Source organism: Lactobacillus sp. OTU4228, from assembly GCF_001006945.1.
GTDB lineage: Bacteria > Bacillota > Bacilli > Lactobacillales > Lactobacillaceae > Lactobacillus > Lactobacillus amylovorus.
The window spans coordinates 53548-76502 of record NZ_CDLD01000034.1 but is presented as its reverse complement, the minus strand read 5'-3'; the positions used below and the strand labels follow the sequence as shown (position 1 = coordinate 76502).

20 protein-coding genes, 2 pseudogenes and 1 other annotated feature (1 of these 23 running past the window's edge) are annotated in these 22955 nt (G+C 38.4%); of the genes and pseudogenes, 18 read left to right on the top strand and 4 right to left on the bottom strand.

The window, feature by feature from the left end; translation table 11 throughout:
* Nucleotides 1–198, top strand: a binding site (T-box leader); it begins 10 nt to the left of the window's first position.
* Nucleotides 199–235: 37 nt separating this feature from the next.
* The 7 genes and pseudogenes from pheS to BN1206_RS06960 all read left to right on the top strand — a co-directional run.
* Nucleotides 236–1285 carry a phenylalanine--tRNA ligase subunit alpha gene (pheS, locus tag BN1206_RS06995; RefSeq protein ID WP_013438389.1) on the top strand — a complete coding sequence of 350 codons (1050 nt, stop codon included), beginning with the start codon at nucleotides 236–238 and terminating at the stop codon, nucleotides 1283–1285.
* A gap of 3 nt (nucleotides 1286–1288) precedes the next feature.
* Nucleotides 1289–3703, top strand: a complete 2415-nt coding sequence (gene pheT, locus BN1206_RS06990) for a phenylalanine--tRNA ligase subunit beta (protein ID WP_052543124.1) — start codon at nucleotides 1289–1291, stop codon at nucleotides 3701–3703.
* Between the two features lie 79 nt (nucleotides 3704–3782).
* Nucleotides 3783–4259: a transcription elongation factor GreA gene (gene greA, locus BN1206_RS06985; RefSeq protein ID WP_013438387.1), complete on the top strand. Its 477-nt coding sequence runs from the start codon at nucleotides 3783–3785 to the stop codon at nucleotides 4257–4259.
* A 61-nt stretch (nucleotides 4260–4320) separates the two neighbouring features.
* Complete coding sequence (locus tag BN1206_RS06980) at nucleotides 4321–5235, top strand: L-lactate dehydrogenase (protein WP_013438386.1); 915 nt, start codon at nucleotides 4321–4323, stop codon at nucleotides 5233–5235.
* A gap of 110 nt (nucleotides 5236–5345) precedes the next feature.
* On the top strand, nucleotides 5346–6629 hold the full coding sequence (gene pepT / locus BN1206_RS06975) for a peptidase T (RefSeq protein ID WP_022087788.1): 1284 nt from the start codon (nucleotides 5346–5348) through the stop codon (nucleotides 6627–6629).
* Nucleotides 6630–6663: 34 nt separating this feature from the next.
* Nucleotides 6664–7368: pseudogene (locus BN1206_RS06965) on the top strand (low temperature requirement protein A).
* Nucleotides 7369–7519: 151 nt separating this feature from the next.
* Nucleotides 7520–7726, top strand: a pseudogene (locus BN1206_RS06960) (HI_0552 family protein); the annotation flags it as partial.
* 57 nt (nucleotides 7727–7783) lie between these two features.
* Here BN1206_RS06960 and BN1206_RS06955 read toward each other — a convergent pair.
* Together BN1206_RS06955 and BN1206_RS06950 are read right to left on the bottom strand one after the other, a co-directional pair.
* Nucleotides 7784–8707 (bottom strand): N-acetylglucosamine kinase, encoded by a 924-nt coding sequence (locus tag BN1206_RS06955; RefSeq protein WP_013438381.1) that lies wholly within the window; start codon nucleotides 8705–8707, stop codon nucleotides 7784–7786.
* A gap of 109 nt (nucleotides 8708–8816) precedes the next feature.
* Nucleotides 8817–11405, bottom strand: coding sequence for a YfhO family protein (locus BN1206_RS06950; RefSeq protein WP_052543123.1), 2589 nt, complete (start codon nucleotides 11403–11405; stop codon nucleotides 8817–8819).
* Between the two features lie 90 nt (nucleotides 11406–11495).
* Between BN1206_RS06950 and BN1206_RS06945 the strand changes: the two genes are divergently transcribed.
* The 11 genes from BN1206_RS06945 to BN1206_RS06895 all read left to right on the top strand — a co-directional run bounded on the left by BN1206_RS06945 (nucleotide 11496) and on the right by BN1206_RS06895 (nucleotide 21760).
* Nucleotides 11496–13604, top strand: coding sequence for a peptidoglycan D,D-transpeptidase FtsI family protein (locus BN1206_RS06945; RefSeq protein ID WP_052543122.1), 2109 nt, complete (start codon nucleotides 11496–11498; stop codon nucleotides 13602–13604).
* Between the two features lie 75 nt (nucleotides 13605–13679).
* Nucleotides 13680–13829: a 50S ribosomal protein L33 gene (gene rpmG, locus BN1206_RS06940; protein WP_006351577.1), complete on the top strand. Its 150-nt coding sequence runs from the start codon at nucleotides 13680–13682 to the stop codon at nucleotides 13827–13829.
* Nucleotides 13830–13883: 54 nt separating this feature from the next.
* A complete protein-coding gene (locus BN1206_RS06935) occupies nucleotides 13884–14447 on the top strand; it encodes a 5-formyltetrahydrofolate cyclo-ligase (RefSeq protein WP_014566060.1) in 564 nt (187 codons plus the stop codon).
* 37 nt (nucleotides 14448–14484) lie between these two features.
* Entirely contained in the window at nucleotides 14485–15165 is a 681-nt protein-coding gene (locus tag BN1206_RS06930) for a rhomboid family intramembrane serine protease (RefSeq protein WP_013438377.1), read from the top strand.
* A 9-nt stretch (nucleotides 15166–15174) separates the two neighbouring features.
* Nucleotides 15175–15405 carry a YqgQ family protein gene (locus BN1206_RS06925; RefSeq protein WP_013438376.1) on the top strand — a complete coding sequence of 77 codons (231 nt, stop codon included), beginning with the start codon at nucleotides 15175–15177 and terminating at the stop codon, nucleotides 15403–15405.
* 58 nt (nucleotides 15406–15463) lie between these two features.
* A complete protein-coding gene (locus BN1206_RS06920) occupies nucleotides 15464–15865 on the top strand; it encodes a rhodanese-like domain-containing protein (protein ID WP_013438375.1) in 402 nt (133 codons plus the stop codon).
* Nucleotides 15866–15942: 77 nt separating this feature from the next.
* Entirely contained in the window at nucleotides 15943–16863 is a 921-nt protein-coding gene (gene miaA, locus BN1206_RS06915) for a tRNA (adenosine(37)-N6)-dimethylallyltransferase MiaA (RefSeq protein WP_052543151.1), read from the top strand.
* Nucleotides 16856–18103 (top strand): methionine gamma-lyase family protein, encoded by a 1248-nt coding sequence (locus tag BN1206_RS06910; protein WP_013438373.1) that lies wholly within the window; start codon nucleotides 16856–16858, stop codon nucleotides 18101–18103. Before miaA ends, BN1206_RS06910 begins: the two co-directional genes overlap by 8 nt.
* A 141-nt stretch (nucleotides 18104–18244) precedes the next feature.
* Nucleotides 18245–19582: a type I glutamate--ammonia ligase gene (gene glnA, locus BN1206_RS06905; protein ID WP_052543121.1), complete on the top strand. Its 1338-nt coding sequence runs from the start codon at nucleotides 18245–18247 to the stop codon at nucleotides 19580–19582.
* Nucleotides 19583–19761: 179 nt separating this feature from the next.
* A complete protein-coding gene (locus BN1206_RS06900; RefSeq protein ID WP_052543120.1) occupies nucleotides 19762–20664 on the top strand; it encodes a hypothetical protein in 903 nt (300 codons plus the stop codon).
* 103 nt (nucleotides 20665–20767) lie between these two features.
* Nucleotides 20768–21760: a hypothetical protein gene (locus tag BN1206_RS06895; RefSeq protein ID WP_052543119.1), complete on the top strand. Its 993-nt coding sequence runs from the start codon at nucleotides 20768–20770 to the stop codon at nucleotides 21758–21760.
* Nucleotides 21761–21819: 59 nt separating this feature from the next.
* On the opposite strand, the gene BN1206_RS06890 is transcribed toward BN1206_RS06895, so the two are convergent.
* Both BN1206_RS06890 and BN1206_RS06885 read right to left on the bottom strand, forming a co-directional pair.
* Nucleotides 21820–22452, bottom strand: a complete 633-nt coding sequence (locus tag BN1206_RS06890; RefSeq protein ID WP_052543118.1) for a helix-turn-helix domain-containing protein — start codon at nucleotides 22450–22452, stop codon at nucleotides 21820–21822.
* Between the two features lie 14 nt (nucleotides 22453–22466).
* Nucleotides 22467–22859, bottom strand: a complete 393-nt coding sequence (locus tag BN1206_RS06885) for a cupin domain-containing protein (protein WP_022087778.1) — start codon at nucleotides 22857–22859, stop codon at nucleotides 22467–22469.
* Nucleotides 22860–22955 lie beyond the last annotated feature (96 nt).

The following is a 22955-nucleotide window of genomic DNA, read 5'->3' as shown; positions in this document are numbered from 1 at the left end:
AGATCAAGACTAGTAACAATGTTGCTATCTAGACAGAGAGTCTTCTTTAACAAGCTGAAAGAGAAGATAGACAAGCAGTTGTGAATTTCATCTTGGGAGTAGAATCTAACCCATTCCGGTATTTCACCGTTAACGAAAGCTTAAGTGTGGACATACTATGTCCAAACTAGGGTGGTACCGCGAAGCTTCGTCCCTACTGGGACGGAGCTTTTTTGTTTTTGAAAGGAAAGAATTAATGGACTTATTTGATAAGTTGAAAGAGCTCCATGAAGAAGGGCTTAAGCAAATCAACAAAGCAACTGATGAGCAAACGTTAAATAAAGTTAGAGTTGAATTGGTTGGTCGTAAAGGTGAATTAACCAAGATTTTGCACTCAATGCGTGATGTTGCACCAGAGAACAGACGTGAAGTTGGGCAAAAAGTTAATGAATTGCGTGACTTGTTCAACACTCAATTAGATGCCGCAAAAGATGAAATTGTTAAGGCGGTTTTGGCTAAGCGACTTGAAGAAGAAAAGATTGACGTTACTTTGCCAGGTCGTCAAGGTCATTTAGGTTCCAAGCACCCAATCAATATTATTTTAGATGACCTTGAAAGCTACTTCATTGGTATGGGCTACAAGGTTGTCCAAGGTCCAGAAATTGAAACAGACCACTATTGTTTCGAAATGATGAACTTGCCTAAGGATCACCCAGCTCGTGATATGCAAGCTACTTTCTACATTGACGATGAAGACTTGCTTAGAAGTCAAACTTCAGGTGACCAAGCTCGTGTCCTTGAAAAGCATGACTTCTCAAAGGGCCCACTTAAGATGGTTGGTCCTGGTAAGGTTTACCGTCGTGATGATGACGATGCAACTCACTCACACCAATTCATGCAAATGGAAGGCTTGGTTGTCGATAAGAACGTAACCATGAGTGATTTGAAGGGTACTCTTGAAATGATCGCTAAGCACGTCTTCGGTCAAGATAGAGCAACTCGTCTTCGTCCAAGTTACTTCCCATTCACGGAACCATCAGTTGAAATGGACGTATCTTGTTTCAACTGTAACGGCAAGGGTTGTCCTATTTGTAAATACACTGGCTGGATCGAAGTATTAGGTGCCGGTATGGTTCACCCTAATGTTTTGGAAAATGCTGGCGTTGACTCAAATGTTTACGGTGGTTTCGCCTTCGGTGTAGGACTTGATCGTTTTGCAATTTTGAAATACGGCATTGACGACATCCGTGACTTCTACACTAACGATGTTCGTTTCTTAGAGCAATTCCGCAAGGAGGAAAAATAATAGATGTTAGTTTCATATAATTGGTTACAAGATTTTCTTAATTTAGATCAAGAACCTCATGCTTTAGCTGAAAAGATCACTCGTACTGGTGTTGAAATTGCTGACGTTAAGCATCCAGAAGAGGGACTTAAGAAGCTTGTCGTAGGTAAGGTCCTTGATTGTAAGGGCGTTGAAGGTACCCACCTTCACTTGACTCACGTTGATGTTGGCGAAGATAAACCACTTCAAATCGTTTGTGGTGCTCCTAACGTTGATGCAGGCGAATTAGTAATTGTTGCTCTTCACGGTGCTAGAATTGCTGGCAACGAAAAGATCAAGAAGGGCAAGATCCGTGGCATGGAAAGTTACGGTATGATCTGTGGTTTGCAAGAAATTGGTTTTAACGATTCTGTAGTACCAGAAGAATTCGCTGATGGTATTTATGTCTTCCCTGAAGATGCTGACGTAAAGCCAGGTCAAGATGTCTACGAAGCTTTAGGCATGGACGACTACATTTTAGACTTCGATATTACGCCAAACCGTGCTGATACTTTGAGCATGGAAGGCGCAGCTTACGAAGTTGGTGCTATCGTTGATCAAAAGCCTAAGGTCGAAGACGTTGTCTTAAAAGAAGATGGTCCAGACTGGACTGATTCACTTGACGTTAAGGTAGACGAAAAGCTTGCTTCTAAGTTCTACTTACGTAAATTGACTGGTGTTAAGATTCAAGACTCACCACTTTGGATGCAAAGACGCTTGTGGAATGCAGGTATTCGTCCAATTAACAACGTCGTTGACGTAACTAACTATGTCATGCTTTTGACTGGTCAACCAATGCACGCTTACGATGCCAAGGCTTTCGAAAACGGTAAGTTAGAAGTTAGATTGGCTAACAAGGGCGAAAAGCTTACTTTGCTTAACGAAAAAGAAGTTGAACTTGATCCAAAGGATATCGTCATTACAGATGGTGAAAAGCCAGTGATGATGGCTGGCGTAATGGGTGGTTTGAACTCAGAAATTACCTCTGAAACTACTGACGTAATTCTTGAATCCGCAATCTTTGATCCAACTTTGGTTAGAAAAGCTGCTCTTCGTCACGCTAACCGTACTGAAGCTTCAAGTCGTTACGAAAAAGGTACTAACTGGGATGCCACTGAAAAGGCAATCAACATGGCTGCACTTCTGCTTAGAAATGATGCTAGTGCCACTGTTGATGAAGGTATTATCAAGGCTGCCGACACTAAGCGTGAACCAGTTGCAGTTAAGACTACCATTTCTCACATTAACAAGGTTTTAGGTTCAGAAATTAGTCCTGAAGACATGCTTAAGATCTTTGATCGTTTAGGCTTCCCAGTTGATCGTGATGGTGACGATATTACTGTTCATGTTCCTAACAGAAGATGGGACATTTCAATTCCTGCAGACTTAGTTGAAGAAGTTGGTCGTATCTACGGTTACGACAACTTGAAGTCTACTCAACCACTTTTGGCTGAAACTCACGGTGGCTACTCAGAAAAAGAAGAAATGATGCGTCGCATGAAGGCTATTGTTGAAGGACAAGGCTTGATGGAAGCAATTTCTTACTCATTGACTTCACCTGAAAAGGCTACTCGCTACACTAAAGATCCAAAGGACATTGTTAAGGTTCAAATGCCATTGAACTCAAGTCGTTCAGTAATGCGTCAAAACTTGATGGCCGGTTTGGTTGATGCAGCTAGCTACAACTTTGCTAGAAAGCAAACTCAATTGGCATTGTTTGAACAAGGTCGTGTTTACGATCACGATGGTGGCATTTATAACGAACATGAACACCTTGCTGCTTTGTACTCAGGCAATACTTTTGCAGAAAACTGGCAACACTTGACCCAAAAAGTTGATTTCTACTTCGTTAAAGGTCAATTGACTAACTTATTTGATGCAGTTGGCATTGATCCTGAAAAGGTAGTTTACCGTGCCGAAAGTATTGAAGGGATGCACCCAACTAGAACTGCTGGTATCTACATCGATAAGCAATACGTAGGTATGATCGGTATGATTGCTCACGCAGTAACCTTGTCAGACAAGGCACTTCGCAACGCAGAACTTTATGGTTACGAAATCAACCTAGATGTAATCATTCCAATGCTTACTAAGGGCATGACTGCTGTTCCAGCACCTAAGTTCCCAGCAATTGAACGTGACCTTTCACTTTTGGTTGATAAGGAAGTAACAAACCAAGAAGTTGAAAACGTAATTAAGTCAAACGCTGGTAAATACTTGGTTGACCTCAAGGTAATCGATGTTTACGAAGGTAGCCACCTTGCTGCAGGCAAGAAGAGTTTTGCTTACAACTTGACCTTCTTGAACAGAAAGGATACCTTAACTGATGAAGTTGTTAATAACGCAATGGACAAGATTATTGCCGGTTTGGAAAACGATCTTGACATTAAAGTACGTTAGTTTAAGGTTGACTTTACTGGTGTAAACCAATATCATTGATCAATGCAAAGAAAATTTAATTTCTGAGGAGTTAAAAAATATGCCTGAAAAATCTTATCCAATGACTGCTGAAGGTAAAGAAAAACTTCAAGCAGAATTAAAGAATTTAAAGTTAGTTAAACGTCCAGAAGTAATTCAACGTATTAAGGTTGCTCGTTCATTCGGTGACTTGTCAGAAAACTCTGAATACGATGCAGCTAAGGACGAACAAAGTCACGTAGAAGACAGAATCGCACAAGTTGAAGACATGCTTAAGTATGCTCAAGTTGTAGATGCTGACAGTGTTGATCCTAACGAAGTTTCAGTTGGTAAGACTGTTACCTATACTGAAGTTGGTACAGATGATCCAGAAACCTACACTATCGTAGGTAGTGACGAATCTGACCCATTAAACGGCAAGATTTCAAACGATTCACCAATCGCACAAGCTTTGCTTGGCAAGAAGAAGGGTGAAACCGTATCAATTACCACTCCTGGTGGCCAATTTGACGTTGTAATTAACAAGGTTGAAGCTTAATAATCAAAGAGGGGTAGGTAACTACCTCTCTTTTTGCTCTTTATAGAAGAAAGGATTCCTTATGAGAAAAGTAGGTATTATCGGTTTAGGCCACGTTGGTGCAACTGTTGCGTATACTTTGTTTACTCACGGTATCGCTGATGAATTAGTTTTACTTGATAAAAATGAAGACAAAGTAGCAGCTGAATACAATGACTTACACGATACATTAGCAAGAAACAATTACTACGTTCGTGTAACTATGCAAGATTGGCATGAATTAAAAGATGCTGATGTAGTTGTAACTGCTTTTGGTGATATCGCTGCTAGTGTTAAGACCGGCGATCGTTTTGGCGAATTCGAACTTAACGCTAAGAATGCTAAAGAAGTTGGAGAAAAGATCAAGAATTCTGGCTTCAAAGGCGTATTGATTAACATTTCTAACCCATGTGATGCAGTTGCACAAATTTTGCAAGAAACTACTGGCTTATCTAAGAACCAAGTATTTGGTACTGGTACTTTCCTTGATACTGCTAGAATGCAAAGAATTGTTGGCGAAAAGCTTGGTCAAGACCCAAGAAACGTTGAAGGCTGGGTATTAGGCGAACACGGTTCATCACAATTTATCGCTTGGTCAACTGTGCGTGTAAACAACAAGATTGCTATTCAATTGTTTAGTGAAAATGAACAAAAGAAATTGAGCAAGCAACCTAACAAGAACTCATTTGTTGTTGCTAACGGTAAGGGTTACACTAGCTATGCAATTGCTACTTGTGCAACACGTTTGATTCAAGCTGTCTTTTCTGATGCGCGTTTGTTTGCTCCTGTATCTGTTTATAACCCAGAATACAAGACTTACATCGGCTACCCAGCTATTATTGGCCGTGATGGGATTGAACAAGTCGTTGAATTGAAGCTTACTTCAAGTGAACGTGAAAAGCTTCAAGCCGCAGCTGACAAGATTAAGGAACACCTTGATCAATTGAAGAACAAGTAAAAGACAATAAAATCCAAGAACAAAATTTCTGAAAAGAGATTTCGTTCTTTTTTTGTTTAAAAATTAGTGTAAAATTAAATAAAGATTAATTTTTAGACAGGAGGAATTTGATGTCCTTTTACGATTTAGACTTTATTGAAAAAACATTTATTCATTACGCTAAAGAAAATACTAGATCTTATGAAGAAAAGCATGATCAAGTACCAACTTCGATCGGTCAAGTTAAGATGGGCAAGGAGTTGACTAAGCAGCTTCAAGAGATTGGTTTGGATGCCTATTACAATGAAAAAACTGGCTTTGCAATTGGTCATTTGAAGAAAAATGTAACCGATGATGTGACACCAATCGGCTTCTTTTCTCATATTGATACGGCTGATTTTAATGCGGAAAATATTAGGCCACAGGTTCACCGCAATTATGATGGTAAGAGAGTGGTGCTGGATGAAAAAGAAGGTATTTATCTTGATCCGAAAGATTTTCCGGCATTAGCCAGCTGCAAGGGCGAAACTTTGATTACTTCAGATGGACATACTCTACTTGGGACAGATGATAAAGCGGGGATTGTCGGAATCTTGAGCATGCTTAAGTATTTGACTGAACATCCTGACATTGAACACGGTGATATTTATATCGGCTTTGGCCCAGATGAAGAAATCGGTTATGGTGGCCGTCGCTTTGATGCTAAAGATTTCCCAGGAGTAGAGCTCGCTTATACTTTGGAAAATGGTCGACCAGGGGATTTTGAATATGAAACCTTTAATGCTACTGAAGCACAGATTCATATTCGCGGTACTGTGGTTCACCCAGGCGAGGCCTATGGCTTAATGGTGAATGCTACAAGTTTGATGAATGACTTTTTGGATCGTTTGCCTAAAGATGAAGTGCCAGAAAAGTCTAAGGGACACGATGGTTTTATCTTGGTATTAAATGCGGAAGGTTCAGTTGATCATGCTGATATTAGTTTGATCATTAGAGATTTTGATTGGGATAAATTTACTGCGAAAGAGCAATTAATCAAGGATATCGTGGCCGAACTTAATCAAAAATACGGTGACCGTTTCTCATTGAAAATGCGCCGTCAATATGAAAATATCTACAATGTAATTAAGGATCAACCATATGTGGTTAATCTAGCCCTTGATGCATACAAAAAGCTTGGTATTAAGCCAAATATTCAAACTTTTAGAGGCGGTACCGACGGTAACTTTATTACCCAAAAGGGCATCCCTACACCTAACTTGTTCAATGGCGGTGGCAACTATCATGGTCGCTATGAATATGCGACGGTTGAACAAATCGATAAGTTGGCTGAGGTTTTAACCGAAATCGTGAAGGAACATTTATCCCAAACTAGAAATGGCCGTGATGAAGCACCTTTAAAGAAATATTGGTAAAATAAAGCGATAAATATTTTTTAAGGTGATAGATATGAAAAAGATAATTGCTAAATCGGTAGGGATGTTTGAACTTTTTTACGATTTAGTTTTTGTTTATGCAATTTCCAAGATCACGGCAATGGTTCACCATCCAGTAAATGGCGGTATTCCGTTAGTTACTTTATTGCAGTTCCTTTTCGTAGTAATTGTAGTCTTACAAATATGGCTTTTTCAGGCGCTGTATTTTAACAGGTATAGTTAAAATCGTTATTTTGATATAACCGGACTTTTGTTCAACATGTTTGTCATGGTTTATTTGGTAAACAATATCAATACCGAATGGCGGATTACATTCCAACACTTTAACTTAGCCATGGTAGCGATGCTGGTCGATTTGATCATGCAATATTGGATAGGGACGCCGAAGGATGAAGAAAGCGATAAAAAGCCATTTATCTTGATATTGGCGATTGAATTGTTGCTGGCTATAGTTGGTTTGCTTGTTGGCTATCAAATTGGCATCTATATCGTAATCGTCGGTTATATTTGTGGCTTTTTATTGCCATTATTGATGTATGATAAGTTTCAAGCTGGACAAGTTAACTTTCCGCATTTAGTTGAACGAGTAAGTTTAATCGTGATCATTGCTTTTGGCGAAGCAATCGTCAATTTGGCTAGTTACTTTAATAGTGAGACACCGATTACTTATGCAGTTTTATTGTTTGTTTCGCTTTGCTCGATGTTTGCAGCTATGTGAATTTTTCTGAGAAAATCATCAATCATCATCAGGTAAGCAAAGGCTTTGTCTTGATGTATAGTCATATTGCATTAGTTGTAGCGATTCTAATGACTACAGTTGCAACGCTTTATTTAAATTCCAAAGCGATAAAACTCACCTTATAAAAGTGAAAGTCGAGATGGAGTTTGTCGATCATCTTAGTCTAGAAAAATACTTGAGTGATTCGTCTGCTCAAAAGCAGTTTAATGATGAGGCAAAGAAGACGAGTTTTCTACTTGGAAAATTTGCCTTTTGTAAGCAAGATAGAGTAGATGACATGGAGGAGTTTATTTTAAGTGGAATTAATGAATTAACTCCTTTGTATGAAAAATTGTAGAAAAAAAGAGATTCGAAATTTTCGAATCTCTTTTTTGTGTAACTATCAGAATTTAAATTAACGATCTTCGTGGTTAGTGAAGTAACGGTAGTCCTTACTCTTGTCAAACAATACGGCACGAGCGTTTTCACCGTTTGAAATTGAGAAGATAACGTCAGGGTACTTGCTCTTAACTTCATCTTCTAAAAGACCTCTAAGCATGTCGTTGTTAGCTAAAACTGAACCAGTTAAAGCAATCTTCATTGGCTTTGGATCTTCGTAACGGTCCAAACCGATGATAATGTCACGAGCTAACAAGTGAGCTTGTTCCTTAATGATCTTGGTTGCATCTTCGTCGCCCTTGTCAGCAAGCTTAGCAACGTGAACTGCCATACCAGCTACTTCTGGGTTAGACATCTTGTAGAACTTAGCGTTACATTCATCCATGTGTTCAACGTTGAACAACTTAGTGAACATGTCGATAAGTGAGTTGTGTTCACGTTTGTCCCAGCTAAGAAGAGCTGATTGCATAGCTGAACGAGCAATAGCGTAACCTGAACCTTCGTCACCTAAGATGTTGCCGTAACCACCTACAGCGATCAAATGACCATCTTGTAAGCCGTTGTAAACAGAACCAGTACCAGCGATAACTAAAGCACCGTCATCACCTTCAAGGCCTGCGTAAAGAGCTAAAAGTGAGTCAGTAATAGCACGAGTTGGCAAGTTGTTGATTCTTGATGAAATAGTTGCAGCAACTTCTGGAGCATTACCAACAACAGAAAGACCAGCGATACCAACTAATACACGCATGCAGTCGCCATCAATCTTGTTTAATAATTCGTTGATAGTGTCGGAAATATTTTTAATTCCGCCTTCGTAGTCAGCATTAATTTGACCTGGACCGCCTTCGGCACGACCAAGTTCTTTGCCATTTTCGTCATATGCGATTGCAGTTGAGTGAGTACCACCTGCGTCAACACCAATTTGGTATTTAAGAGCCATATTTTCAATCTTCCTTCTATATTAATTTATCCGTATGATAACGTATACATTTTATTACATTTTCATATGACAGGTCTAGTATTAATTTTATTGTTAGCGCTAACACTCATTATTTTCTAATGCTTAAATAAAGAAATAATGTAAGCAAACTAATAGCTATGCCAATCAAGAATACCCAAGGAACGTAAATTAGAGTAATCTTGTGTGTACCTTTATTTAATTTAAAATTCAAAAAAGTATTCATAAATAGTATTTTATTTTTGTGAATTATATGACCATTATCCAAAATGAGCCAATTAAAACTGTTAGGAATAGTTGAATTCATTGTTTCCGTCTTTTTAGTGCTAAATGAATTGGAGTGAATTGTTAAAGCGGAGGTTTGTTTGAACTGTGGCTGCTTTTGCTTAAATTTGTCCATTATTTGCTCAAGCTGTTTAGTGTTCAAACACCAGAGGTTAGCCGCATTTAGATTTAATTGATTATTTTTAAGCGTGAAAACTACATGAATAGTTTGGCCACGCTGACGACTACCTAGATTGATTAAGCGAGAATTCTGATCACGTACGTCGGTATTAATGCTGTTGCCATTAACGGTTAAGCTGATTGAGTCATTATCAATATCACCAGGGAGCTCAAGATAGTATGAGTTGTCAGTTTGTGGTTTAAAGTTAAAGATTACGCGTCCTTCTTTAGCCTTATCTTTCTTGGTGTATTGCATCCAGCCGCCGTCCCAGCCCGAAATATTAATTAGTTTTGGATCAGGCCAGGTTACGCTAGAGAATAGTTGTGTTTGTTTTCCCGTAGCTGCTTCAAAGAATTTATTTTGATTGCCAGTAATATCGGTTGAATCAAATTTAACTTTAGTAGTAGATTTAGGCGTTAAGAATAAAAATGGTAAAGCATCGTCATTTTTCATCAAAACTAGTTGCTCAAATCTTTTCACAATATCGTAGTCGCTGGTATCGATTCGATTGCTGGAATTGCTATATTTCATCTGCTCATTTGCCTTAAGCGGAGTGATATCGTCATTAGGTAAAATGTAGTATTTAACGCCAAATAAATCGTCGGTAATTGGTGTGCTGCCATAATTGGTGTAGGAATTGCTGTTGTTGACGAAGCCCAAGTTGCTTAAAAGATTTAAAACGCGTTGGTTAGAGATAGAATTAAAAGTGCTGAGGCCGTAGTAATTTGCACTGAATGGATCATCGTCGGAGCGATAGAACGTTTTTTCCATCCGATATAATCTGTCGTCATGATCTTTAGCATATTGTGTAACTTGTTTAGTATTTTGAACGAAATTTTGGTAATCAGCGTTGTTTTGGTAGGCCAAATTGTTTAATGATAGAACCAGATTAACGATCAATTCTAGCTCAATAATTAAACAGAAGAACGGAGCTGCAAAGTTGCTTCTGTTGTGGATGAAACCGATGAAAAGGATACCAAGTGCTAAAAAGGCGGCAGAGGCAGTCTGAGCATTTTGATTCAAAAAGGCAAATGACTTAGAGTCTACGGTAATGAAAACGATTAGTCCGATCGCTAGTAAGATTAAAACGCCTATTTGCCAGAAACTGATTTTTTCACGCTGCTTCAGCGCGATGATTGCTAAATCTAATGCAAAAAAGATCAACACAAAAGAGAAACGACCTGGATACCAGACAGGGAATTGACCTAGGTGCCAAATTAAGACTAGCGGTGTCCAGAATAAAGAAGCAACTAAAAAGATCAATAAAATGCCATTAGCTAGTTTGTGCCGCCAGTTGATTTTTTTACTTAAGAAATAAAAGATTGCTAGCAAAACGAAAGGCAGGGCAATATAGATATTAGGCATTCCTTCCTGCATTTCATGAAAGTCGTATGCGCCATCTGCTAGTTTGGCTAATTCGTTATACGGAGCAAATTGAAAGCCCAAGGACCAAGTGGCACTTGAAGCAGCCTTTCCCTGTAACATTTCAACTGCGACGGGCAAAAGCATGGATGCGTCTAAAAATGAACCCCACATGCTTTTCTTCAAATATTCCCAGAAAAGTGGCCAGCGCTCTTTTTTATTGAAGAAAAATAGTTTGCTTAAAAGATAAAAGAGGCCAAAGGCAAGGGCCATATAAGCCGTGTAAAAATTGGTGAACCACAATAAAAAGGTGATCAAAATCAAATGATTCTTCTTTTGCTCTAACACGCGGTTGATTGCATCAATCAATAATGGCAAAAGCAATACCGAATCTAGCCACATTAGGTTAAAATGGTTAGCGATGGTGTAACCTGATAAAGCATAAGCGGCACTGGCTGCTAAAGCGTAAAACTCATTATCGATTTTTTGTTTCCAATAATAGTAGCTGGTTAGACCCACTGTCGCAATTTTAGCAGCAATAATGACGAGCACCATCTGCGACAGAAATTTCTGCGGCGCTAAAAACAAAAGCAGGTTAAAGGGACTAAACAGATAGTAGGCATCCGTTGCCAGCATTGAGCCCCCTAAGCCGCTTGAAAATGAATAAATGAGTCTAAGCGGGTGAGTAAACAAGTTGCTTTTGAAAAAGGCTAAGAAATCGACATATTGCTGGCCCAGATCAACAGTTAAAACTCCATTTTTGGTATAGAAGAAATAACTTAAGAAAATGAGGCCGGGCAAAACAAAACTGATCAAATATAGCACTTTTTCTTTATTGAAATTTAACTTAAGCGTTTGAAAATATTTTGTCATATTAAAATTTATCTAAGCTCCGTTCTCAATCGTAGAATTAACGTTCAGTTTTTGTTAAAATACATACAGTTTTAGTAAGGGACGATTTACGTGGATTATTTTAGAAAAAACAGTGGGACTGGTTCAAATAAACAGTCCTCAACTCCAATAAGAATGCGAATCATTCTGGGTGTTATTCTCGTGCTTTTTGCGATGCTGATAGGACAATTGGCATATCTGCAATTGGTCTACGGTTCTCGCTTTAAGGCAGAGGTGCAACAGTCTGATTCAACAGTTATATCTAACCAAGTACCCCGTGGGGTAATGTATGATGCTAAAGGGCGCGTCCTAGTAGGGAATAAGGCAACTAATGCCATTACCTATACTAAGAGTGCTTCGACTACCACGACGCAGATTTATCAAATCTCAAATGCGTTGAGTAATTACATTAAGATTACCGATGAAAAGCCAACAAAGCAAATGGTAGCCGATTATTATTTAGCTGATGAGAATAATAATACGAAGATTTCAGCACAATTGCCTAAGTCAGATAAGGTTGATGCAGATGGTAATAAGAAGACTAACTCAGAAATTTACAAGGCTGAACTTAATTATGTTGAAAAGATGAATCTGAAGTTGAATGAAAAGCAAAAGACTGCTGCTTTGATTTTCAACAAGATTTCCGGAGCTTATACTTTATCAACTATTTACATTAAGAATAAAGGTTTGACTGATAAGGAAATTGCTCAAGTTGGTGAACACTTGTCAGAACTTCCTGGTGTTGGTATTGGTACCGAGTGGCAAAGATCATATCCAAATGGTTCATCAATCCAGAGTATCATTGGTTCTGTTTCAACTGAAAAGTCAGGTTTGCCTAGCGACAACTTACAATATTACTTAAGAAATGGCTACTCAAGAAACGACCGTGTTGGTACTTCATATCTTGAAAAAGAATATGAACCACTTTTGAAGGGGACAAAGTCAACCAGTCGAGTAACTACTAAGTCTAACGGTAATATTCAACAAACCAAAACTGTTTACAATGGTCAAGCTGGTGCAAGTTTGATGCTGACAATTGATGCCAAGTATCAAAAGCAAGTTCAAGCTGCATTAAAGCGTGTATACAGCTCAGCCGAATCAGCCGGTGCTGCACGCTACTCTAACGGTGCCTACGCCGTTGCTATGAATCCTCAGACTGGTGCGCTTTTAGCCGTAGCTGGTATTAACAGAAATACTAATACTGGTAAGACTACAGATAACGCATTAGGTGTAATCAACCAATCATTCGTTATGGGTTCTGTAGTTAAGGGTGCTACTGTTTCTGGCGGTTTGATTAATCATATTATTACGCCAATTAACAACACCTTGCCTGATACGCCAATTTACTTGCCAGGTTCTCCAGTTAAGAAGTCTGTTTACCCAATCGGTACATTCAGTTCTCTTGATGCCGAAACAGCTCTAGAAGTTTCAAGTAACATCTACATGATGCACCTTGCTATGAAGTGGGTAGGTGCAAAGTACGTGCCTAAGCAATACATTCATATGCCTAACGATTCATTTGATATCTTGCGTAGAAACTTCGCTATGTTTGGTTTAGGTCAAAAGACTGGTGTTGACCTTCCAGGTGAAGTTTCAGGTATTGAAGGTAAGTCATTCAACTCCAAAGGCAACATTTTGTCAGGTTCAGTACTTGACTTGGCCTACGGTAACTACGATGCATATACGCCAATTCAATTGGTACAATATGTTTCAACTATTGCTAACGGCGGCTACAGAATGCAGCCTTACATCGTTCAATCTGTTGGTAAGACCAGCAGGGACGGTAAGAAGATTTACATCAATTACAACAAGAAGCCTAATGTCCAACAAGCAATTCCTTGGACACCAGATGAATTGAATGTTGTAAGACAAGGTTTCTGGCGTGTAGTTCACGGTACTAACGGCTGGGGTACTGCTCACCCATTGAAGAACGTTAAGCCTTCAATCTCAGGTAAGACTGGTACTGCCCAAACCTTCTACTACGATGCAGAACACCCTAACAGAAAACACAATATCGAATTAATCAACGCTACCTTTATTGGTTATGCTCCATCTAAGAATCCAAAACTTGCGGTTGCAGTTGTCTTCCCAGGACTTGATCCAGATGGTGAGGGTACATATACTTTACAGGTAGCTAAGGCAATGATTCAGGATTATTTCAAACTTCATTCAACAAAATAATGATTAAGACTGGTCAAATTGCTTGAAAAATGCTATTCTAGTACAGTCAGAATAAAAGTGTAGGTGGTGAAAGAAATGGCAGATAACATCATTTTAGAATGCACCGAATGTGGCGATAGAAGTTACTTATCTAAGAAGAACAAGCGTAAGCATCCGGAACGTTTATCTTTGAAGAAGTATTGCCCAGTTGAAAGACGAGTAACACTTCACCGTGAAACTAAGTAATAAACCAAAATAGCAGGTTCAGTGCCTGCTATTTTTTTATTTTTGGACGAGAAAATGAAAAAAGCAGAATTAAGAAAAGAACAAATCAACAAATTAAAAGAATTCGCAAATACAAAAGAAAAAGAGACTGAAGATAGCATCCTGTTAGAAAAGCTAATGGAGACCGACTTGATTAAAAATAGCCAAACAATTGGCGTGACCGCTTCTCTGCCTTTTGAAGTCGATACGTCAGAATTAATCGCCAGATTGTGGGAAGCTGGTAAAAAGGTTTATTTAGCTAAGGCTAGAGCAGACCAAGATCATACATTGGACTTTCTTCGTTACACTTATATGAGCAAGCTGGTTAAATCAAAATTTGGCGTTGAAGAAATTGCTGATGGGGATGCCGAAGTTAATAACGAGCTTGATCTGGTGATTGTGCCTGGTTTAGCTTTTGCGTTAGACTCACATGTTCGTTTAGGTTTTGGCGGCGGTTATTATGACCGTTTTTTGGCTAAATATAATCCTAAGACTGTCTCACTAGTAAGTTCGCCAATGCAGTTTGCCAGTTCAGAATGGCCAGTAGAAAAAACGGATATTCCAATTCAAACGATTGTGACGACTAACAAAATCTATTAAAATATATCCAAATAACGAATTTTAAGGGGATTTTTAAATGAATCGAAGAATCAACCTGTCGCAAGCATTTGTGACAATGGGTATTTTAGTAGTATTATTGATCGTCTTTTTGGTTGAAGTATTCCTTGGCGGTTCAGAAAATACCAACGTATTGATGAAAATGGGTGCCATGAGCAACTACGCCGTAGTGGTTGGCAACCAATGGTGGCGTTTATTTACTGCCCAATTTTTGCATATTGGTGTAATGCACTTGGTTTCTAACGCCGTAATTATTTACTACATGGGGCAATATATTGAACCGATTATGGGTCACGCTAGATTTTTAGTGACTTATCTTTTAGCCGGTATTGGCGGTAATCTAATGAGTTTAGCCTTTAGTTCCGACCGCGGTTTGAGCGCTGGTGCTTCCACTGCTTTGTTTGGTCTTTTTGGTGCGATGACTGCAATTGGACTTCGCAATATTCATAACCCAATGATCAGTTTCTTAGGTAGACAGGCCTTCGTTTTAGCCTTAATTAACCTGGGGATTGATATTTTTGCCCCTGGCATCGATATTTGGGGTCACCTCGGTGGTTTGATTGTCGGTTTCTTATTAGCGGTTATTTTAGGCGATCGTGTAATGAAGACTTACAATCCTAAGTGGCGTGTTTTGGCTGGTGCCGTACTAATTTTTTATATAGTTTGGACAGTTAGAACAGGTATGATTATTAACTTCTAAGGAAAAGCAATGAAGACTTTATATGATGTACAGCAGCTTTTAGAGAAATATGGCATTTTGGTTCATATTGGTAAAAGAATCTGGGACATTGAACTAATGGCCTTAGAACTCGACAATATTAATAAGGCTGGTTTGATCGATCAACATGATTATATGATGGCTAAACTTATTTTACGTAGAGAATATCGCATTGAAGAACTCAATGAAAAAAAGAAAGATAAGAAAAACAATAGCAAGTAAATTAGTTTAGCGGTATCATTATATTTGTAAACTTTTATGAAAGGGCAGATTAGATTTTATGTCGAGTTTTTTAATTGTCTTAGATACTGTTTTATTAGTTATTCTTTTAGTCTTCGGTGGTGTTTGGGCCTGGAATAAGATTCAAGCCAAATCCCTCGGCGGTGAATTGACTAATGAAGAATTTAAAGAAGGCATGCGTAAGGCACAAATTATTGATCTGCGAGAAAAAGAGCCTTTTAAACGCAAGCATATTGATGGTGCGCGAAGCTTGCCATATACGATGCTTAAGTATCAATATAATGAACTTAGAAGTGATTTGCCGGTTTACCTTTACTCAGACTCAAACACAATCACATTGAGAGCTGCCCGTTTCTTGAAGAAGAAGGGCTTTGTTTCAGTCCACTGGCTTAAGGGTGGTTTTGAGACCTGGGACGGCAGAACTAAAAAGTCCAAATATTAATTTGAAAAACACATTTGGGAGGAGAATCTGCTCAAATGTGCTTTTTTCGTTTAAAAATGGATTGTGAAAGTGATGATATGCAAAAAGTATTAGCCGTTGTTGGCCCAACCGCGATTGGCAAGACCGATCTGGCTATTGCCTTAGCCCAGAAATTAAATGGTGAGATCGTCTCAGGTGACTCTATGCAAGTTTACCAAGAAGTCGAAGTTGGTACCGCCAAAGCAACCAAAGAGGAACAGAGCAAGGTTAAACATTACCTAGTAGATACGCGCTCTGTGTTTGATGAATTTTCAGTCAAAGATTTCGTTGACGAAGCCCAAAAAGCTATTAAAGAAATTAGTGCTAAAGGTAAATTGCCAATTTTAGCTGGAGGTACCGGTTTTTATGTCAATGCCTTGCTTAACCAAATGCAGCTGGGTGAAAAGCAAGAAGAAAATCGCGGTACGTCGCAAAAATGGGAAGATTATCTCGCTCGCTACGGCCCAGAAAAACTGTGGCAGGTATTAAATGAAAAGGATCCGGCCGCAGCTAAGAAAATTCCGGTGCCTAATTCACGTAGAACGATGCGGGCACTGACCGTAATTGATCGTACTGGTAAGAAATTTTCGGAACAACAAAAGAAGATTGCCCCCCGCTATGATTATTTGATTATCGGCCTTAATTCTGATAGACAGGAAATCTATCGCAGAATTAATTTGCGCGTCGACAAGATGATGCAAAAAGGGATGCTGGCTGAAGCTAAATTCATTTATGAGAATCGTGCTAAAGAGCATCAAATTTTGCAGGCGATTGCTTACAAGGAATTCTTTCCTTACTTCGAAGGCAAGGAAGATTTAGACAGCTGTATTACGCAGTTAAAAACTGCTTCGAGGCGGTATGCTAAACGACAATTAACTTATTTTAGAAATCAACTACCCGTCGTTTGGTTTGATCCGCTGAATGATCCTGATTGTAAACAAAAGATTATTGCAAAAGTCGAGGAATGGAAAAATGAATAATTTACCAGAAAAACTACAAAAGATTGTCAAAGAAGTTGATCAACAAATCGCTCCTAAATTGGCAGAAATTGAAGATCAGATCGTTTTTAACCAAGCTAAGGTACTTAAAGCCTTCCAAGATAATGCCGTCGCAGAAGCTGATTTAAGCGGTTCTACGGGCTATGGTGATGACGATATGGGCCGTGACAAGCTTGATCGGATTTATGCCCAAGTTTTTGATACTGAAGATGCTTTAGTACGTCCACAATTCGTTTCAGGTACGCATACTTTATTTGTTGCTTTAAACGGTAATTTGAAGTCAGGCGATACTTTAACTTATTTAACTGGTCAACCTTATGATACTTTGCAAAAAGTAATCGGCTTAACCGTTGATAAGCGTGGTACTTTGGCTGAAAAGGGCGTGAAGTTTTCATACGTGCCACTAAATGATGAAAATACTGTTGACTATGATCAAGCAGAAAAGATTTTGAAGCGTGATCAACCAAAGATCGTCGCTATTCAACGTTCACGTGGCTATTCAACTAGAAAGACTTTCACCATCGATCAAATTAAAGAAATGATTGCCTTTGTTAAGAAGGTAAGTCCTAAGAGTATTGTCTTTATTGATAATTGTTACGGTGAATTTTCTGAAAAGCACGAAGCAACTGAATACGGTGCCGACTTAATGGCTGGTTCCTTAATCAAGAATGCTGGCGGTGGTCTAGCCAAGACCGGTGGCTACATCGTGGGTAAAAAGGACCTAGTAGAAAATGCTAAATACGCTTTGACTGCACCTGGCTGTACCGATGAAGGAGCTACTATTGGCAACTTGCATGACTTCTATGAAGGCTTCTTCTTGTCACCTAACGTAACTGGCATGGCCGAAAAGGGTATGATTTTTGCGGCTGCATTGTTTGATAAGATGGGCATGAATGTAACGCCTGCCTGGGATGAAAAGCGGAGTGACATTATCGAAACAATCATCTTCAATGACCCAGACAAGATGGTGAAGTTCGTTCAAGAAGTACAAAAGAACTCACCAATCGACTCCTTCGTAACTCCAGAAGCTGTCCACATGGAAGGCTACGAAGACAAGATTATTATGGCTGCTGGTAACTTCGTTTCAGGTTCAACAATTGAATTCTCAGCAGATGGTCCGATTAGACCACCTTACGCAGTATATATGCAAGGCGGTTTGACTTATGCTCATGACAAGGTCGCAATCATTAATGCGGTTCGCGATACATTTTTTAACAAATAGTAAAAGTTAAAAAATGTTATTAGACCAATTTGACTTTTTTAAATTGATCTGCTATTGTGTTAAACAGTTCTAGGAGATAAAAATCAAATCATAGGACCATACCAATTTAATGTTTTTTTGTTTTTAATAGGTGGAAAAGCTATGAGTAAACAATATACTACAGAAGAAATTAGAAAAGAAGTAGCAGACAAAGACGTAAGATTTTTACGTTTATGCTTCACTGATATTAACGGTACTGAAAAGGCTGTTGAAGTACCAACTAGTCAATTGGATAAAGTGTTGACTAATGATATTCGTTTTGACGGTTCTTCAATTGACGGCTTTGTTCGTCTTGAAGAAAGTGACATGGTTTTATACCCTGACTTCTCAACTTGGTCAGTATTGCCATGGGGTGACGAACACGGTGGCAAGATTGGTCGTTTGATTTGTTCAGTTCACATGACTGATGGTAAGCCATTTGCAGGTGATCCGAGAAACAACTTGAAGCGTGTTCTTGGTGAAATGAAAGAAGCTGGTTTCGATACCTTTGATATCGGCTTTGAAATGGAATTCCACCTCTTCAAGTTAGATGAAAATGGCAACTGGACTACTGAAGTTCCAGACCACGCATCATACTTTGACATGACTTCAGATGACGAAGGTGCACGTTGCCGTCGTGAAATCGTTGAAACTTTGGAAGAAATTGGTTTCGAAGTTGAAGCTGCTCACCACGAAGTTGGTGATGGTCAACAAGAAATCGACTTTAGATTCGATGATGCTTTAACTACTGCTGACAGATGCCAAACCTTTAAGATGGTTGCTCGTCACATTGCTAGAAAGCATGGTTTGTTTGCTACATTTATGGCTAAGCCTGTTGAAGGTCAAGCCGGAAACGGTATGCACAACAACATGTCACTCTTCAAGAACAAGCACAATGTCTTCTACGACAAAGATGGTGAATTCCACCTTTCAAACACTGCACTTTACTTCTTGAACGGTATTTTGGAACACGCACGTGCAATCACTGCAATTGGTAACCCAACTGTTAACTCATACAAGCGTTTGATTCCTGGTTTTGAAGCTCCTGTATACATTGCATGGGCTGCTAAGAACCGTTCACCACTTGTTCGTATTCCAAGTGCCGGTGAAATCAACACTCGTTTAGAAATGCGTTCAGCTGACCCAACTGCTAACCCATACTTACTTCTTGCTGCATGCTTGACCGCTGGTCTTAACGGTATCAAGGAACAAAAGATGCCAATGAAGCCAGTTGAAGAAAACATCTTTGAAATGTCAGAAGAAGAAAGAGCAGAACACGGCATCAAGCCACTTCCAACTACTCTTCACAACGCAATTAAGGCATTTAAGGCTGATGACTTAATCAAGAGCGCTTTGGGTGAACACTTAACTCACAGCTTTATCGAATCAAAAGAATTAGAATGGTCCAAGTACTCACAATCTGTTTCAGATTGGGAACGTCAACGTTACATGAATTGGTAATTTAATAGATTATCAAGTAAGAATCCTCGCTCTGTGCGAGGATTTTTTATTAATTTTTAAAGTTTGAGCAATGTCAAACGGGCAAATATGCTATATAATATTTAGAAATAAAGGTAATAATATCCCTAATAAGTTTAGGGATATTTTTGTGTTACAATTAGAATTTGGAGTCTTTTTTGATGAGTAAAAGAATATTAACATTCATGTGTTTAACTGCTGCCGTTTTAGGATTAACGGCATGTAGCCAAAATTCTCATACTAATAATAAAGATAATGGCAGAGTTTCTAGCACTCAAAAACAGGCTCCAAAAAAATTAGTTGCCCAAGATTTATCTGATTCTGAAAAAGCAAGTGCGATCACGGTTTATGGTGCATTGAAATATAAAAAGGCCTGGCAGAAGACTTATCAAGCTGCCGATAAAAATGGCTTAAGCGTTGCCGTAAAGAGTGCTACTGCTTTTAGATACATTAAGGATAAGGGTTATATCTATCAGGTTAGCGGTAATGGCAAAGAACCGGATACTTTTTACATCTTGGAAGGCAGCACCGTTAATTTTTATAACCGAAAAAAAATAGGTAGTGCAAGTTTAAATGAGCTTGTGTCATATTTAAACGACAAAAACGAGATAAAAAATGTCAGAAAACTGGCTGCTTATACGACTATGGGAGCGTCAATTACTTCTGATAAATATGGTGTTAAAGGCGATAATGGTCTCGCTACAGTTCCAAAGCACTTGCGCGGCACCTGGTACAACCGTCGAGGTAAAAAGCTGGTGATCGATGCTCATAGCATTAATGGCGGGGAGATCCATAAGATCTCTGGTAGTTTTGCACCAACGTCATTTGAACAAACTAGAAGATGGGCTAGAGCCAGAATGGAAAATATCAATGGGATTGATTGTTATCACGTTCAGGCTTTGAATGCCCAAAACTTTGGCTGGCTATATACCGTTCAAAAGAAAGGCAAAAATGAGGCTGTAGCGACATATAGCGTTGATACTGGCAGTTGCACCGGTAGCTACTGGAAGTCTGTTAAGCTAGCTAAAGCTAATGTAGACGCTAAATTTGCTAGCCTCAGTTAATTCGTAAATTTTCTATAATATCTTTGATAAAAGATTGGCTTATTACTTTTTTTATAATAGTATTATGTCAAAGAGATAGATTTTATAGAAGGGAAGAATCCTTTTGAAACGCAAATTAACCGTACTTGTGGCAATCTCAGCCGCTTTAATTTTGGCAGGATGCTCACAAAGTACACAAGGAAATACACAATCAGAACAATCTAAGAGCAGTCAAGTTTCTAAGAAGAGCTCAAACAACAGCAATACCTCATCAGACTCTAGTTCGAAGAGTAGTGATTCAGATAAGCTCTCTGCAGAAAACATGGACTACAAGACTACCGCTAGTGCAATTGCGGTTTATGCTTCACAAAAGTATGGTGATACCTGGGAGATCGCAGTAAATGCTGCTAAGCAAAATCATTTGAGCGTAGCTTTTAGAAGCAAGGCTGAAACTGGTATTACTTCAGACAATAGCGGCTATGTTTACGAAGTTAGTGGTACAGGCAAGAGCAGTAACGCTCGTTATATGCTTAGCGGCGATGGTGCTAATAAGCAAATCACTATTTTTGTAAAGCAACGTAATGTTGGCACAGCTAGCTTGTCTGACATTGTAAACTACCTAAATGATAAAAATGATGCAGATTTAGTTAACCAATTAGCTAAAAACGCTGAATTAAATGCTAAACTTGAAGGCGATGGTGCTACAACTAAGGATACTGCTAATGTAAATAGTGTAATTCCAGCAGCTCTTCAAGGTACTTGGTACACTGCTGATACTGGTAATGGCAATATCGATACTTTGACTATTACAGGCAACAAGATCAGCGATGAAGCCGGCTTTAGTATGAACGTTAAGAAGGATAATACCAATAGTTCATCTGATTCATTATCAGGCTACATGAAGCAAACTACCATGAATGGCATTAACTTCTACAGTTTCACTAATATGGGTCAAGAACCTGGTCAAGGTAGCACTTACTTAGCTCGTCATACCGAAAATGGTCAAGATGTGATCGTTTCAGCTAACTCAAAAGGTACTACTAATGCGGTTTACTGGAAGAGTAAGGACCTTGCTAAGCAAAATGCTAACAAGCAATTTAGTGATTTGAAGTATTAATTGAAAAACTGAATATAATAAAAACTTTCGAGATCATTAGGTTTCGAAAGTTTTTTTGTTTACTCTTCATGTGTTGATTTAGTTTTTTGTCTAAATTGATTTGGCGTCATTTGATAGAATCGCTTAAATGCTCTAATGAATGTGGCTGGATTCTTATAGCCAACATTATATCCGATATCGTTAATTTGGGAAGTAGTATAGCGTAAAAGATATTGTGCTTCTTCCATGCGTCGACTTAATAGGTATTTTTCAAAAGACATACCTGTCGATGCTTTTAAACGTTGTGAGATGTATTGCTCTGAATAATTAGTTTTAGCAGCTAGCTGTGAAAGAGTAATATTTTGATAATTATTATTAATAATTTCTATTAGTTTAAGATCAAGTTTAGTTGGACGATCTTCTTTAGGAACAATTGCTTCGTTCTCATATTTTCTAAGCAATAAGGCAATTAGTTGTAGTAAAAGAGCGTGAACAATTGGAGCATAATATTTCTCTTTATTAATTAACTCTAAGTCCATATCTAAGATTAATTTTTTTATTTGTTCATCGCCATAAGTTCTAAAGATGATGTAATTAGTAATCTTTTTAGTATAAAAATCTGACTTAAAAAAGCTAGCAAATATTTGGTTACCAATTATATTATTAAGAAATATTTCTTGAAATGTCTTTGAATCAATCAGGATATTGAGCACGATACTGGGATTATCTACATAAAGTGTGTGATAAATAAGACGTCACCTGTCTGCATTAAAAATCTTTGATTACCAATACTTTGAGTAAATTCACCTTCAAGCACATAAAACATTTCATAAAAATCGTGATTATGTGTTAGTGGTGTAGTGTAACGATTGTGTTTAACAATCTTCACCTTAATAGGGTCGTCTTTGTCAAAGAAAGAAGTAGCTAGTAGAGTCTGCAATGAATCGTAGCTTACTATAGGCGTCATCATGATTTTCTGTTGTTGAGGCGTTAATGAATCATTAAACTTTTTAATTAGTTTTTGATTGCCTCGAATCTCGGGATGTTCCTTTAGCACTTTTTCCATTGGACTATAGGTATGAAGTTTTTTTATTAATTGTTCATAAGTAATTTTTATCATTTTAGCAATATTTAGTTTCGATTTCGTCAATTTTTCAGTAAAAAAAATAATAAAATGTAACCGCTTTATATATAGACTATCATAAATTATTGTTAA